Source organism: Paraburkholderia phytofirmans, assembly GCF_046028095.1.
Taxonomy (GTDB): Bacteria; Pseudomonadota; Gammaproteobacteria; order Burkholderiales; family Burkholderiaceae; genus Paraburkholderia; species Paraburkholderia phytofirmans_A.
In genome coordinates this window covers 63,242-77,121 of sequence record NZ_JAQQDJ010000004.1, presented here as the reverse complement: position 1 = coordinate 77,121, position 13,880 = coordinate 63,242, and the positions used below count along the sequence as shown (strand labels likewise).

At 63.0% G+C, this 13,880-nt stretch carries 10 protein-coding genes; 6 read left to right on the top strand and 4 right to left on the bottom strand.

Annotated elements, in window-relative coordinates; all coding sequences use genetic code 11:
* Positions 1-166: 166 nt before the first annotated feature.
* Both PQR54_RS12995 and PQR54_RS12990 read right to left on the bottom strand, forming a co-directional pair.
* The gene (locus PQR54_RS12995) at positions 167-778 is read right to left on the bottom strand and encodes a DinB family protein (protein ID WP_408246188.1); all 612 of its coding nucleotides are present in this window, start codon (positions 776-778) and stop codon (positions 167-169) included.
* 439 nt (positions 779-1,217) lie between these two features.
* A complete protein-coding gene (locus tag PQR54_RS12990; protein WP_408246187.1) occupies positions 1,218-2,918 on the bottom strand; it encodes a methyl-accepting chemotaxis protein in 1,701 nt (566 codons plus the stop codon).
* 308 nt (positions 2,919-3,226) lie between these two features.
* On the opposite strand from PQR54_RS12990, the gene PQR54_RS12985 reads away from it, so the two are divergent.
* Positions 3,227-6,766: an ATP-binding protein gene (locus tag PQR54_RS12985; protein ID WP_408246185.1), complete on the top strand. Its 3,540-nt coding sequence runs from the start codon at positions 3,227-3,229 to the stop codon at positions 6,764-6,766.
* Between the two features lie 22 nt (positions 6,767-6,788).
* Here the strand turns inward: PQR54_RS12985 and PQR54_RS12980 are convergent, their stop codons facing one another.
* Together PQR54_RS12980 and PQR54_RS12975 are read right to left on the bottom strand one after the other, a co-directional pair.
* A complete protein-coding gene (locus tag PQR54_RS12980) occupies positions 6,789-7,190 on the bottom strand; it encodes a RidA family protein (RefSeq protein ID WP_408246183.1) in 402 nt (133 codons plus the stop codon).
* A 102-nt stretch (positions 7,191-7,292) separates the two neighbouring features.
* Positions 7,293-8,693, bottom strand: a complete 1,401-nt coding sequence (locus PQR54_RS12975; protein WP_408246181.1) for a GntP family permease — start codon at positions 8,691-8,693, stop codon at positions 7,293-7,295.
* Positions 8,694-9,005: 312 nt separating this feature from the next.
* On the opposite strand from PQR54_RS12975, the gene PQR54_RS12970 reads away from it, so the two are divergent.
* The 5 genes from PQR54_RS12970 to PQR54_RS12950 all read left to right on the top strand — a co-directional run bounded on the left by PQR54_RS12970 (position 9,006) and on the right by PQR54_RS12950 (position 13,379).
* Positions 9,006-10,487, top strand: a complete 1,482-nt coding sequence (locus PQR54_RS12970; protein WP_408246179.1) for a sigma-54 interaction domain-containing protein — start codon at positions 9,006-9,008, stop codon at positions 10,485-10,487.
* Positions 10,488-10,573: 86 nt separating this feature from the next.
* Positions 10,574-10,834, top strand: a complete 261-nt coding sequence (locus PQR54_RS12965; protein WP_408246177.1) for a hypothetical protein — start codon at positions 10,574-10,576, stop codon at positions 10,832-10,834.
* A gap of 513 nt (positions 10,835-11,347) precedes the next feature.
* Entirely contained in the window at positions 11,348-11,551 is a 204-nt protein-coding gene (locus PQR54_RS12960) for a hypothetical protein (RefSeq protein ID WP_408247146.1), read from the top strand.
* 200 nt (positions 11,552-11,751) lie between these two features.
* A complete protein-coding gene (locus PQR54_RS12955) occupies positions 11,752-12,954 on the top strand; it encodes a serine hydrolase domain-containing protein (protein WP_408246175.1) in 1,203 nt (400 codons plus the stop codon).
* A 134-nt stretch (positions 12,955-13,088) separates the two neighbouring features.
* Complete coding sequence (locus tag PQR54_RS12950; RefSeq protein ID WP_408246173.1) at positions 13,089-13,379, top strand: H-NS histone family protein; 291 nt, start codon at positions 13,089-13,091, stop codon at positions 13,377-13,379.
* Positions 13,380-13,880 lie beyond the last annotated feature (501 nt).

Here is a 13,880-nt window from a genome sequence, read left to right as displayed (position 1 = left end):
GCCGCCAAGCGCGTGGACTGGCGCGGCCCGCCGGGCAGCGCCTATCGTGACGTCCCGCCGTGACAACCAGTTTAACGCGACTGCAGGTCACGACGGATGCATTTTTCGTGCCCCGTGCCGGTGCGATCCTTCTCCATGAATGTCACGCGGTTGACGCGCGCTCCGGTTAGGGGAATTGGGCGGGACGCGGCGTAGTCTGCGGCTCGCGCATCGCGTCCAGATCGTTGAGTTCGGCAACGCGCAGCGGTGCGTCGGCGGCGAGGAAAAACTCGTCGAGCTGCGGCGGGGCGGCCTCTGTGCCGCTCAGCATCGCGTGAACTTGTCCGCGATGATGAATCTGATGGACGAAAACATGCGGCAGTACGCTGCCGATCTGCTCGCGTTGCACCCCGACCGACGGTCCACGGTCGATCTGGACTTCGCGTGGCAGATCGTCGTCAGTCAGCGATTCGCAGAAGGCGAGCAGTTGCTGATCGCTCCGCGCTTGTGCATCCCACAGGTCGGCTGCGCGCGGATAGGGCAGTTCGTTATCGAAAATGGTGAGGCCTGCGCCGCCGCCGATCAGCGCGTCGAAGTAGTAACGGTCCACCAAGAGGATGTGATTCCACGTGAGCTGCAACGACGGGAAGAAGCTCACCCTGCGTTCGGCGAACGCTTCGTCGGTCAATGTGAGGCAGGCGCGGTAGAGGCGCAGGTTCGACCATGCGTTGTTGCGCGCCATGGCGGCAAGGTGTGAAGACAGCGGATTGACGCGTGGCGGGTCGTCGGAAGGGATCACGTCGGCCTCCGGTGGCGGGAATCGGCATGAGAGCATGCGCTTACGCGTCTTCGTGGCGGCGCGTGGTGCGAGAAGGGAAGCGCTGACCTTAGCGTAGCATCGCATCGCATCGCATCGCGCCGCTTCGCTTCGCTTCGCGCGAGGCAAAGGTCTCGCGGCGAGCTTGCGAGAATGTGCTCCCGTATTTCCTCACCGTTCACCTGATCTGCTGCACTCGCAGCGGCGCAAGAGCGAATGCGCAACCTCGACAATCCTCAACTGCGTAAACACCAGCGCACCAGCGCCAGCCTCAAAAAAAAATAGGCCCGTCCACGGAGGGGGCGGGCCGCTAAACGCCGTTGTTACTCGGGTCAGCCTGCCCTTGCAAACAACTGGGCGCTGACGAAGCCATCGTGCTGCGTCAATACTGGACTGTCGAGGTGGGAGTAACGCCGATCTATCAGATCAATGCAGCTTCTTCCTGCTCAGCATCATCTGCGATGACGGGCGCGCGGTGTCGTTTGATCTCAGGCGCGGGCGTTAGCGCTGCATCGGCGGTGAACGCCTCACGCTTCGTGCCGCCAACGTGTCGCGCCGGCGCTGCGTCGGCGACGGTGAATAGCCGCACGGCTTCATCCAGCACGTCCGCCTGTTCCGCGAGGCGCTGCGCAGTGGCCGCCGCCTGCTCGACGAGCGCGGCGTTCTGCTGCGTGGCGCCGTCCAGATGCGAGACCGCCTGATTGACCTGGCGAATTCCTTCGGCCTGTTCGCTGCTCGCGTTCGCCACGTCGACGATGATCGACGACACGCGGCCCACCGCTTCGTCGATCACGCGCATTTGCGATGTTGTCCGTGCAACCAGTTCGGTGCCGGCCGCGACTTCGGACGCGCTTGCTTCGACCACGGACTTGATTTCCTTCGACGACGCCGCGCAACGTTGCGCCAGCATGCGCACTTCGCCCGCGACGACGGCGAACGAACGGCCTGCTTCGCCCGCCCGCGCCGCTTCGACGGCCGCATTCAACGCGAGGATATTGGTCTGGAACGCGATGCCGTCGATCACACCGGTAATGTCGGCGATACGCCGCGATGCCGCGGTGATGCCCGCCATGGTCTGCTCCACCTGGCCGGCAATCTTGCCGCCGACCGCGGCCGCCGCCTGGGCGTCCCTCGCCAGATCGAGCGCGCGCACGGTGGCATCGGCGTTGGCTTGGACCGTCGTGGTCAGTTCTTCCATGGTAGCGGCGGTTTCTTCGAGCGACGCCGCCTGCAATTCCGTGCGTCGCGCGAGATCGACATTGCCGCTGGATATCTCGCGCGCGTTGTCCAGCATGCCGGTGATCTGGGCGCGCACGTCGTAGACGATCGCCGCGAGATTCGCCTTCAACTGATTCAGCGCTTGCAGCACGTCGCCGAGGTCGTCGTGGCGCGCGATCTGCAGATCGGCGGTCAGATCGCCGGCGGCGAGACGCGTGGCGAATCCCGACATATCACGGATCGGTGCGGCGAGTTGTCGCGTCAGCATCTGCCACGAGGCGATGCTCACCGCCGTGGCGACGCCGAACCCGATCCAGAACGGCGCGGGCGGCGCGCCTTGCCATGCTGCGAGCCCCGTCAGCAGCAGCGCCAGCGGCGTGATCGCGTAGCCGATCGCCGCGCGCGTAGCGACCGGCAGACCCATCAGCGCCTGCAGACGCCCCAGCACGCCGGTGCGCACCACCACCCCGCGACGCAACCGCACGCCGCGGGACTCGCCGCTGCGCATGCGTGCGTAGAGTGCTTCGGCGGCGCGCACCGCAGCGCGTTCCGGTTTCACACGCACGCTCAAATAGCCGACGACCGCGCCTTTCTCGACCACCGGCGTGACATTGGCGTGCACCCAGTAGTGATCGCCGTTCTTGCGGCGGTTCTTCACGAGCGCAGTCCAGGGACGGCCGTCGCGAATCGTCGCCCACATGTCGGCAAAGGCTTCGCGCGGCATGTCCGGATGACGGATCAGGTTGTGCGGCTGACCGGTCAGTTCGTCGCGTGTAAAGCCCGAGACCGCGATGAAGGCCGGATTGCAGTACTGGATGCGGCCGGTCAGATCGGTCGCCGAAACAAGCATGTGTGACGACGGGAATTCGTACTCGTGCCCGGTGACAGGCTGGTTGTTGCGCATGGCTTTCCTTGCTGTGCTAGCCGGCGCGTTGGCGCGGCGCTTACATGTTTGCAAGGAATAACGGCAATTGACCCTGCGGTCTTGAGGGTTTCCCAGTAAACCACTCAGGTTTAGGCAAGCCGAAGCCGTTATTGCAGGGTTGTTTGACGCATCGTGGATGGTCGCGTGAAACAGTGCCGGATGCGTCGCGCGATGCCTTCAAAAGGACTACACTGCGCCGGTACAAGGACTGCGGACGCATCGAGTCCTCGGTTCCGCAGCGGTCCGCCTGCGCGAATTTGCCACCCACGCGCCACACTCGCGAGCTGATGCAGAAAATCCTCGACCGTACTCAAGAGTCATTAGCGCAGGCTTTCGCCACGCTCGCGCAGAACGCGAAGCGCCAACAGCGGCTCTACCTGGTGACGATCGGTTCGCTCATGCTGATCGTGCTGATCTTCTCACTGGTGCTGATTGTCGTCGCCGGGCTCAAGCAACTCGAGTATCGCCGGGCCCTCGCGTCGCAGAACGCCACCGATATCTCTCTGCTCATCCACCAGGAGGAGTCGTTTTTGCGGCGCGCCGCGTTGACGCTCGATTATTACTATGGCCCAGCCGGCGGGCGGAGCGCGCCGGATGCTATTCAGCAAGCGATCCTGAAGACCGGCGTAGCGCTCGGCAAGACAGACGGTGCGGACTCAAATTTCGACATTGTGGTCGGTGAAACCACGCGCAACGCGTGGGGCTCTCAATTGGGCGAAAAACTCGGGCGCCTCTACGAAGCGGCGCAATCGACGCTCGTGACCCAGCAGGCTTTTGAACTGCAGCAACGCGCAACGCTGATAGGGTTGAAGGAAGACTATGCAGCGATTCTGCCTTCGCTGACTCAACCGCTCGCGGCCCAAACCAGCGGGCCCAATCAGGCCGCAATGCCCGCGCCGCAACCGGCGCTTGCGAGCTTGGTGCGCGAGACGCTCGAGCGCCGGATCGAGGCGCAAACCGGCAGGCGCGTGCCGCGAAAAGGCGAACGTATCTGGCTCGGACCGTATCATGATCCGCTACAGAATGGCGCGGTGATTTCCGTGGTGAGCGCCTACTATGACGGCGACACGCCGACCGTGCTGATCAGCACGAGCTTTCCGCTGGACGCGCTGGCATTGCATCTGGCGCCGCCTGACAACGAGGGCGTGAATCTGCTGATGACGGTGGACCACCGCATCGCCGTACCGTCGAGGCCGCTCGACGCATCGGTCATCAACCTGGTGCAACGGGCAGTAGCCGCTACCCCAACCCAGATCTTTCACTACAGCCGTGAAGGCGTGATTTTTCACGAGCCATTGGGGTTGGGCTTCGGCCTTCTGGTCGGCTACGTGCCTTGGGGCGCGCTGGCCGTCGCACTCGGCTGGCAATTGGCGGTGATAGGTTGCCTGACGGCGCTCATCCTGATGGCGATTGCGCTGATGGCCCGCTATTTCGGGCTGCGCTTGCTGCGCAATTCGTTTACGGAGACTTCACGCGCGCTGCAAAGCGAGATGCTCAACCACATTCTGGTTAGCGCGACGCCGGTCGGTTTGTGCATTGTCCGGCAGAGCGACTATTCGGTCCTGACCACCAACGCGCTTGCGATCGAGTTGCTCGGGATCGAGGCCGATGGCAACCGGCTTCCGCCGCATATCGTCGGCGAATTCCTGGTTCAGGCGCCGGATCAGCCGTCGGCCATGTCGTATGCGCGGGTGGCTGCCTTCGTCGCGCCCGCGCGGCCGGCGCAGATGCCGGCTCAGTCTTTGCATCAATCGCCAATGGAACAGCGAAACGAGCCGCAAACCTCGCCGCCGCCCGATCAAATCGACGGCGCGCCTCCACGGTTTCTGCAATTCATTTACGCGCCCGCGCGTTACGCTGGCGAGAACGTGCTGTTCTGCGCGATTCTCGACGTGACCGCGCAGACCATGCTCGAACAGCAATTGCGGCACGCACAGCAAACGTCCGAGGCGCTGATGCGTGCGCGGACGAATTTCTTCGCCGCGATGAGCCACGAAATCCGGACGCCGTTGAACGCACTGCTCGGCAATCTCGAGCTGTTCGCCCGCACACCCGGCCTCGAGGCGCATTCGCAACGGCTCGCAACATTGGACCTTGCCGCAGGTGCGCTGCGCCGCGTCGTCAACGACATTCTCGACTTTTCGAAGATCGACGCTGGCGCGATGTTGCTGGTCACGGAGCCGTTCTGTCTGATCGACGATTTTGAAAGCATTGCGCTAACCTACGCGCCGATGCATGGGGACCGCTCGATCCGTTTCTATGCGCTCTTCTCTCCGACTCTCGACCGGACGTTGATCGGCGATCGCATGCGCATCGCGCAGATCGTCAACAACTTGCTGAGCAATGCGTTCAAGTTCACCTCGACCGGCAAGATCACGTTCCGCGCCGAAGTGACGGACGATTCACCGGATCGCGCGATATTGGTTTGCCGGGTCTCGGATTCGGGCGCCGGGATAAACGAAGAAACGCTGGCGCGGCTCTTCAAACCGTTTGCGCAAGGGGAACAGGGTGCTTCGCGGGGAGCCGGCGGCACGGGACTTGGCCTTGCGATCTGTGCGCGCTTGTGCGAGTTGATGGGTGGTCAGATCACCGCGGAGAGTGTGCCCGGTGTAGGCAGCGCATTCCGCGTATCGATTCCGCTCGCGAAGCCGCCCGTCGAGTTGCAAGCGCCGGCAACAGTCCGTGCGGAGCGCGGAACGGTGCTCATCCTGTCCATGGAGCAGGAAGTCGGTGAAATTCTCAACCGCTGGTTCCAGTGCGCGGGTTGGGCAGGACACCTCGTGTCTTCATCGGCCGCCGCGCAGGCGTGGTTGCGCGTGAACCGGCCGGACGTGTTGATCGTCACCGGCGAATACGATCTCGAGGTGGTTGCTGCTCTGCGCGCGCTGCAGCCGGTCGGCGCCGTGTGGATCACGCGCGGCGGTCCGCACCATCCCGAGGCGCGCGGCGACGGCGTGTTCGAAGTGACTGAATTCAGCCGGTCGGCAATTCGGTCGGCGATCGAACTGGCGCGTGGGGGCACGTCCGCTGCCGCGGCTCCGACTCGTGCGCCAACAATTGCCGTTTCGGTGGGAATCCATCCGGCGCTGCGAGGTCTCCCGGTGCTGGTCGCGGAAGACAATCCTTTGATCCAGAATCTGATCGCTGAACAACTGCTGGAGCTGGGGTGCGCGCCCACGATCGCCCATGACGGTCAGCACGCGCTGAGGGTGTTCGAACAGGCAAGTTTCGAAGTGGTGCTGACCGACATCCACATGCCGGAGATGGATGGTTACGACCTGCTGGCCGCGTTGCGCAAGTTGGATGCGACCGTGCAGGTGCTCGCCTTCAGCGCCGTGGCCGAACATGAAGAGGCGCGCAATTGGCGCGAGCACGGCTTTAGCGGATATGTGCCCAAGCCGGCGTCGCTGAGCGAATTGCAAGCCGCGTTGCTGACAGTGGCGCCGGCGACGGCAACGCCTCAGCCTGCACCGGAGAACGTAGCGCCAGCGAAACCCATGGCTCCTGTTCCCAGCACCGCGAGCACGCTCAGCGCGGACGACAGGGCGCGTTACACGGCGATGCTCAAGGAGCACTTGCAAAAAGATCTGCCGAGACTGCTTGCGATCGTCGAAGAGGAAAACGTGCAGGCGTTGGCCGGCTGGGCGCATAGCGCGAGCGGCGCGTTCGTCGTCGTGCAGGAACCGCGGTTCGTCGACCAATGCCGGCGTTTGCAGCGGCTATGCAACGACAACGGACGCTGGACCACCGAGATGGACGAACTGTCGATCTCGCTGCACGAAGCCTTATCCGATTACTACGGACTCGACGAGCAGTCTGCGCATTGATTCGCCATTCGGCTTCGCGCGCTCAACCCGGCCGTTTGGCGACGAAATCGATCTCGACCAGCGCGTCGCGCGCCAGTGCGGTGACGCCGATGCAGGTTCGCGCGGGCAGCGCGTCGGCGGGGAAGTAGGCGCGGTAGATCTCGTTCATCGGCGCGTAATCGCGCTTGAACTCGGTCAGGAAGATGCGTGTCGCCACCACGTTTTGCAGACCGAGGCCCAGCCCCTGGAGCACCAGCACGAGATTGTCCATCACGCGCTTGGTCTGGGCGACTACGCCTTCAGGAAGCGGCGCGGTGTCGTCGGTGGGGGAGGTCGGCATCTGGCCGGTCAGGAAGACCCAGCCGTCGGTCTCGGCAGCGTGCGAGAACGGGCCGACGGGCGTGGGTGCGGTGGGAATCATCCAGAAAGAAGGCGCTGAACTCATGGCAGGTGTGCGGGGCAAGGTCGGTTGTCGGGATGACAAGGTAACCGATCAAAACTCAGGATGCTGGCGCGTTGCCGGCATCCTGTCCAACACCCCGCTCGCTCAGACCAAACCAGTCGCGTAATAGACCGCGATCACAAAGAACACAGCCATCGTCTTGATGACCGTGACCGCGAAGATGTCGCGATACGACTGCCGATGCGTCAAGCCCGTGACGGCCAGCAGCGTGATCACCGCGCCGTTGTGCGGCAGCGTGTCCATGCCGCCGCTCGCCATGGCGACGACCCGGTGCAGCACTTCCATCGGAATATGCGCCGCTTCCGCGCCCTTGATGAACGTGTCCGACATGGCCGCGAGCGCGATGCTCATGCCGCCCGACGCCGAACCCGTGATACCCGCCAGCGAGCTCACCGAAACAGCTGCATTGACGAGCGGATTGGGAATGCTCTTCAACGCGTTGCTGACCACCAGAAAGCCCGGCAACGCGGCAATAACACCACCAAAACCGTATTCCGACGCCGTGTTCAACGAAGCCAGCAGCGCGCCCGCCACCGCAGCCTTGGTGCCGATCGCGAAGCGCTCGCGCACGCGGTTGAACGCCGTCACGACAACCATGATGATCCCGAGGAGCAGTGCACCTTCCACGGCCCAGATGGCGACCACGGCCTTGATCGTCGTCGTGACCGGTGCGTGAACGCCCGGCAAAATGTCCGGCGCAATCGTGTACGACGCGCCGTACCAGTTCGGAATCCAGCGGGTCAGCAGGAAGTTCGCGACGCCCACCAGAACCAGCGGCGCAACCGCCAGCAACGGATGCGGCAGTTGCTTCGATTCCACGCGATCCGGCTCATTGACGAGTTCCGTGCCGTAACCTTCGCCGGTCGCCATTGCCGAACGGCGGCGCCATTCCAGATACGTCAGGCCGACCACGATGATGAACAGCGAGCCGATCACGCCGAGTGCGGGCGCAGCCCACGACGTCGTCTTGAAGAACGTGGTCGGGATGATGTTCTGAATCTGCGGTGTACCCGGCAGCGAATCCATCGTGAATGAGAACGCGCCGAGTGCGATCGCGCCGGGCATCAGGCGCTTGGGAATATTGCTCTGGCGGTACAGCTCGGCGGCGAACGGATAGACCGCGAACACCACCACGAACAGCGAGACGCCGCCGTAGGTGAGCAGCGCGCACACCGCAACGATCACCGCATTGGCGCGCGAGCGCCCGATATAGCGGATCGCCGCGGCCACGATCGATTCCGAGAAGCCCGACAGTTCGATGACCTTACCGAACACGGCGCCCAGCAGGAACACCGGAAAGTAGAGCTTCACGAAGCCGACCATCTTCTCCATGAAGATGCCGGTGAAAACCGGCGCGACGGCGGCCGGATCGGTCAGCAGAACGGCGCCGAGCGCGGCGATCGGCGCGAACAGGATGACGCTGTAGCCGCGATAAGCGGCAAACATCAGAAACGCCAGCGCGGCGAGGACGATGACAAAGGACATTGAGTCTCCAAAGCTTGGTTGTTCTACATGGTCGCCGTCTCGAAGGTGCGGCGGCACGGCGCCCGCAAGTGCAGGTTCCGTGCCAGAGACGCGGCAACGGCCAGCCGCCTGATTTCGCAGACCGAAGTTCAAAACGTGATCGGGCCGATTGTACCCAAACGTCTCTAAAACGGGACGCAAATTGGCTCAAGTTAGGCCAAACCAAGGTTAAACCCTTATGCCGTAGGCTTGCTGGCGATCTCGTCAATGAGATAAGCTTGTCTACGAAATGAGACAAAGCATAATAAAACGATAGCCGGAGACAGCGACAGCATGATGAACGACTGGGCAGGCTTGCCTGCCACTTACGGCGACGTATTGCGCCGGGCGATGGATTCGCTCTTCCGCACATTCGAAAATTTCAGCGAAGGCACCTTTATCGTCGATGCCGACGCGCGCGTGGTCTGGATCAACAAGCGCTATGCCGCGCGCTTCGGTTTTGCGGACCCCGAGCAGGCCATCGGCCGCGATTGCGAAGCGGTGATCCCGAACAGTCTGATGCGCGAGGTCGTGAACACCGGCAAACCGATTCTGCTCGATATTCTCGAAACGGACCGCGAACCGCTCGTCGTCACGCGTTTGCCGTTGAAGGACGATGCGGGCGCGACGGTCGGCGCCGTTGGTTTTGCGCTCTTCGATGAACTGAAAGCGCTCACGCCGCTCTTTTCCCACTACTCGCGCGTGCAGGAAGAATTGATCGCGACGCGCCGGTCGCTCGCGCAAGCGCGGCGGGCCAAATATACGTTCGGCAGTTTCGTCGGCACGAGCGCGGCCAGCCTCGAAGTGAAGCGTCAGGCGCGCCGCGCCGCGCAGCTCGAATCGCCGGTGCTGCTGCTCGGCGAAACCGGCACCGGCAAGGAACTGCTCGCGCATGCCATCCATGGCGGCTCGGCGCGCGCGAATCAGCCGCTCGTGACGGTCAACGTCGCCGCGATTCCCGACACCTTGCTCGAAGTCGAATTCTTCGGCGCCGCGCCCGGCGCCTATACCGGAGCGGACCGGAAAGGGCGCGTCGGCAAGTTCGAGCTGGCGAACGGCGGCACGCTGTTTCTCGACGAAATCGGCGATATGCCGCTGCCCTTGCAGGGCAAGCTGCTGCGCGTGTTGCAAGACAAGGAGTTCGAACCGCTCGGCTCGAACCGGATCCTGCGCGCCGATGTTCGGATCATCGCGGCGACGTCGGCAGATTTGCCCGCGCTGGTCGCGGCGGGGCGCTTTCGCGCGGACCTGTTCTATCGGTTGAACGTGCTGACGATTCATGCGCCGCCGTTGCGCGAGCGAACCTCCGATATCGAGGCGCTCGCGTACGCCATCCTCGAGGATCTGTCGACGCAGGCGCGCGGCGCCAGTCACTTCGAATTGCAGGACGACGCGCTGCGGCTGCTGTGTTCATACGGCTGGCCGGGCAATGTGCGCGAATTGCGCAACACGCTGGAGCGCGCCGTGATGCTGTCCGACAGCGAGCGGATCGATGCGCGGGCGCTGGCGCCGTTTATCGGCTCCGCGCCCGGCGGCGGTGCGCATCGTCCGAATGCGCCGTTGCCCGAGGCGCTTTCGACGACGCAACCGGCAAACGCGCAGGCTAGGGCGCCTGAACCGGCCTCGTGGAGTGAGGCGATGGCGGCCTTCGAGAAGCGATTCCTGATCGACGCCTTGCGCGCCAATGGCGGTCGGGTGATCGATACGGCGAACCAGATCGGCATGGGCCGCGCGACGCTCTATAAGAAGATCGCGACACACGGCATCGACGTGTGACAACGATCCGCGACGGCGATTGACGCAGCGTAATTGACGCGTGGCACAATCGCGTGATCGAAAAACAAGACGTGATCGGGGTTCAAATGAAACGCAGTCTCTCCTTCTACGCGCGCCGGGCCTGCGCCACGCTGGCGGCCGGCGGCATGCTCGCGCTGAGCGGTTGCAGCAGCAGCGCGCCGCTGTTTTTGCCGGACGGCCGCGCGACGACGCTGGTGCAATGCCCCGCCGGTTCCGATTCCTGTTCGCAGCAAGCCAGCGCAAGTTGCGGCGGCGCGTTCGATGTCGTGCGTCAGTCCACTGAGAACGGCACGCTCAACCTGATTTACGCCTGCCGGGCTAAATAACAGTTCGCTGGCGCAAGGCCGGCGCGATCAACTTCAAACGCTCTGCTTTGAGCCCGCGCCTTTACGACGAACGCGGGCGTTTCGATCGTCGCACCGATTTTATTCGTGCGCGCCAAACGGGTTTACGCAATGCTTCGAGGTCGTCGCGATAAGCGTACGGCCGTCATAAAGACCTGCGTCTAATGCGGGTTCTCTCCATGGCTATGATGCTCAATGGGTATTAATACTGCGCTTCATATTATTTTTCCTTATCGCCTGGCGCAATTAAAAACGCCCCATTCGCGTCGTTTAGCCAAGTCGGTGCGGCACCTAACGGAACGCGAAGTTCAGCCGCGGTACTCTCTTGCCAGTGGCTCAAGATTCAGGCAGCAGGCAGGTTTTGCCGGTTTAGTCGATTATACGGAAGGCGCCAGGAAGGATTTTCCGTTAAGGCAAAAACCGGAGTTATTGCGGCACGCTTTATGCTTCGATTTACGCATTGAAAATAGTTCAACGAGTAATCCGGGGAAAGCAATGAATCATCATCAACTCGAAAAAGATATTGAACATCTTGAACACGTAATCTCGCATATCTCCGCGGGCGACCGCATTCCGCTGTCCTATTGGCGAAACCGCATCGACTCCGTTTCCGGCGCGGCACTGGTGCCGGCGCAGGCGAACCGCGTCAAACGGCTCAACGCCGCGCTCTCGGCTCTGGAGCAGCGCCAGAAAGCCTGAACGCCCAGTGCAGTGGATGCTGTGACGTACCCTTCGATCGGGTAACGTTTTCTGCAAAAATAAGGGAACGTAACGGCCACGCAGGCGGCCCGGCGCAGAGCGATGTCTCGACAGGATGGCAGATCACGTCATTGTTGCGCACTCGCTGGCGGCGCTTTACGCGCAGGCCACCATCCCCTCCACTGGCTCGGGACACAAACATGCAAAAACCAGCAGGACTTTCCGCGTCTCGGCTGACGGCGCTGACCAACGCCATGCAAGGCTATGTGGAGCGCGGTGAAGTGGCGGGCGTGGTGTCGATGGTATGGCGGCGCGGCGAGATTGGCTATTTCGAGCCGCTCGGCTGGCGCGACGACGCGGCGCAGTTGCCGATGGAGCGCGACACGCTGTTCCGCATTGCCTCCATGACCAAGCCGGTGACCAGCGCCGCGATCCTGCTGCTGATCGAAGAAGATCGGCTCGCCCTCGACACGCCGATCTCACTCTGGTTGCCGGAATTGTCCGCGCCGCGTGTGCTGCGCGACCCCGCTGGCCCGCTCGACGAAACCGACCCGGTCAGAGCGTCGCTCACCGTGCTAGATCTGCTGACGCACCGCGCCGGCTTCGCTTACGGCTCCACCGCGACCGGGCCGCTTGCCGAGGCGTACGCCGCCGCTTTCGACGGATTCGACGCGCGCATGGACGGCAACGCCTGGCTTGCCCGCATCGCAAGTTTGCCGCTCATGTTCCAGCCCGGTTCACGCTGGCACTACAGCGTTGCGACCGACGTGCTCGGCGTGCTGATCGAACGCGTGAGCGGCATGCCGCTCGGCGAGTTTTTCCGGACGCGGATTTTCGAGCCGCTTGGCATGCGCGATACCGCGTTCTGGGTGCCCGACGCGCAACTCGGCCGGCTGGCCACGGCTTATGCTGTCGAACAGGGCTCAGGGCGGCGTATTGTCGAAGACCATCCGTCGTCGAGCCGATGGGCGGATCCGGACCGCTTCCAGAGCGGCGGCGGTGGGCTAGTTTCGACGGCGCACGACTATCTGCAATTCGCGCAACTGCTGCTCGGCCGCGGGCGGGTCGGCACGACGCGTTTGCTGTCGCACCGCTCGGTCGATCTGATGCGCTCCAATTTTCTGACACGCGACCAACGCCGCGTGTCGGCCTTCGGTCATGCGCTGTGGGCGGGCCAAGGGTTCGGCCTTGGCTTGTCCATCGTCGACGATCCTGCGCAGCAGCTGACGCTCGGCTATCGCTCGATGGGCTCGTTCGGCTGGCCGGGTGCGTATGGCACGAGCTGGTTTGCCGATCCCGTGGAAGACATGATCGGTCTGATGCTGATTCAAAGGCGCTCCGTCGCACCGTTTCCAATGGCAGTGGATTTCGAACGCCGCGTGTACGATGCAATCGACGATTGAGCGGACCGGCCGCGACCGGGCCGGCGTCTTTTAAGCGTGTTATCCGCTCGCGGTGTCGGGGTTCTCTATCCGGCAATTTATTCGTCTGATAGTGTCCGCACTTCAGTTCTCGTCTAATGATCGGAGCACCCGTCATGGCCTCGTACAAGCAGTTGACTGCCCAGCTCGAAAAACTCCACAAGGAAGTCGCGGCGGCCCGCGAGAAGGAAGTTGCGCAGGCGATCGCCGAGATCAAGCAGAAAGTAGCCGAATACGACTTGACGGCTGAAGAACTGGGTTTCACGAGCAAGGGCACCGTGGCCCGCAAAACGCCTTCGGTCGCCAAGTATCGCAACCCGAAAACCGGCGAGACCTGGAGTGGCCGCGGCCGCTCGCCGGCGTGGCTCGTAGGCAAGAATCGCGAGCGTTTTCTGATCGAAGGTTGAAGTGCTTCAGCGCATGACCTGTCCACTTGTCGTGGGCCCACTTGTCTAAAGTGATGTCGCGTGCGGGTTTTCTCGCACCTTTCTCGCACGATAGAAGTAAGTCCCGAAAACGCTCACCTTTCGCGTGAACCTGGCAGGTGAACATAGGCTCGGACGGACAATCCGCGACGGGCCTGGTTTCTTCGGTGAGCCTGTTTTTTCCGGATCACGCATCTTGCGGCAAGCTTGCCACCGCAGCCCGCCGTGACTGACCCAGTACCTCCGAAACCCGCGCCAACCCTTGCTGGTGGGCGTTCCCAGGCTGTGCGAAGAATCGCTGCCGCCATCGCTTGAGTCTCTTTCAGTCGCGTCTAACGCTCACGACGCTGTGCAAGGTGTCGCGGCGCAGGTGCGCGTCCGTTCGTCGACACGCTCACCTTTCGCAGCGATTCCGCAGTGCCGCCGAGATGCTCCCGAAAACCCTCACCTTTGCGCGCGTCGATACGCGCGGACCACTGTGCT

Bases quoted from the DNA above. Each gene is read 5' to 3' on its own strand.
- PQR54_RS12965 (WP_408246177.1), top strand. From the start codon at position 10,574: ATGAAACGCAGTCTCTCCTTCTACGCGCGCCGGGCCTGCGCCACGCTG.
- PQR54_RS12955 (WP_408246175.1), top strand. From the start codon at position 11,752: ATGCAAAAACCAGCAGGACTTTCCGCGTCTCGGCTGACGGCGCTGACC.
- PQR54_RS12990 (WP_408246187.1), bottom strand. From the start codon at position 2,918: ATGCGCAACAACCAGCCTGTCACCGGGCACGAGTACGAATTCCCGTCG.
- PQR54_RS12950 (WP_408246173.1), top strand. From the start codon at position 13,089: ATGGCCTCGTACAAGCAGTTGACTGCCCAGCTCGAAAAACTCCACAAG.
- PQR54_RS12985 (WP_408246185.1), top strand. From the start codon at position 3,227: ATGCAGAAAATCCTCGACCGTACTCAAGAGTCATTAGCGCAGGCTTTC.
- PQR54_RS12960 (WP_408247146.1), top strand. From the start codon at position 11,348: ATGAATCATCATCAACTCGAAAAAGATATTGAACATCTTGAACACGTA.
- PQR54_RS12970 (WP_408246179.1), top strand. From the start codon at position 9,006: ATGATGAACGACTGGGCAGGCTTGCCTGCCACTTACGGCGACGTATTG.
- PQR54_RS12980 (WP_408246183.1), bottom strand. From the start codon at position 7,190: ATGAGTTCAGCGCCTTCTTTCTGGATGATTCCCACCGCACCCACGCCC.
- PQR54_RS12975 (WP_408246181.1), bottom strand. From the start codon at position 8,693: ATGTCCTTTGTCATCGTCCTCGCCGCGCTGGCGTTTCTGATGTTTGCC.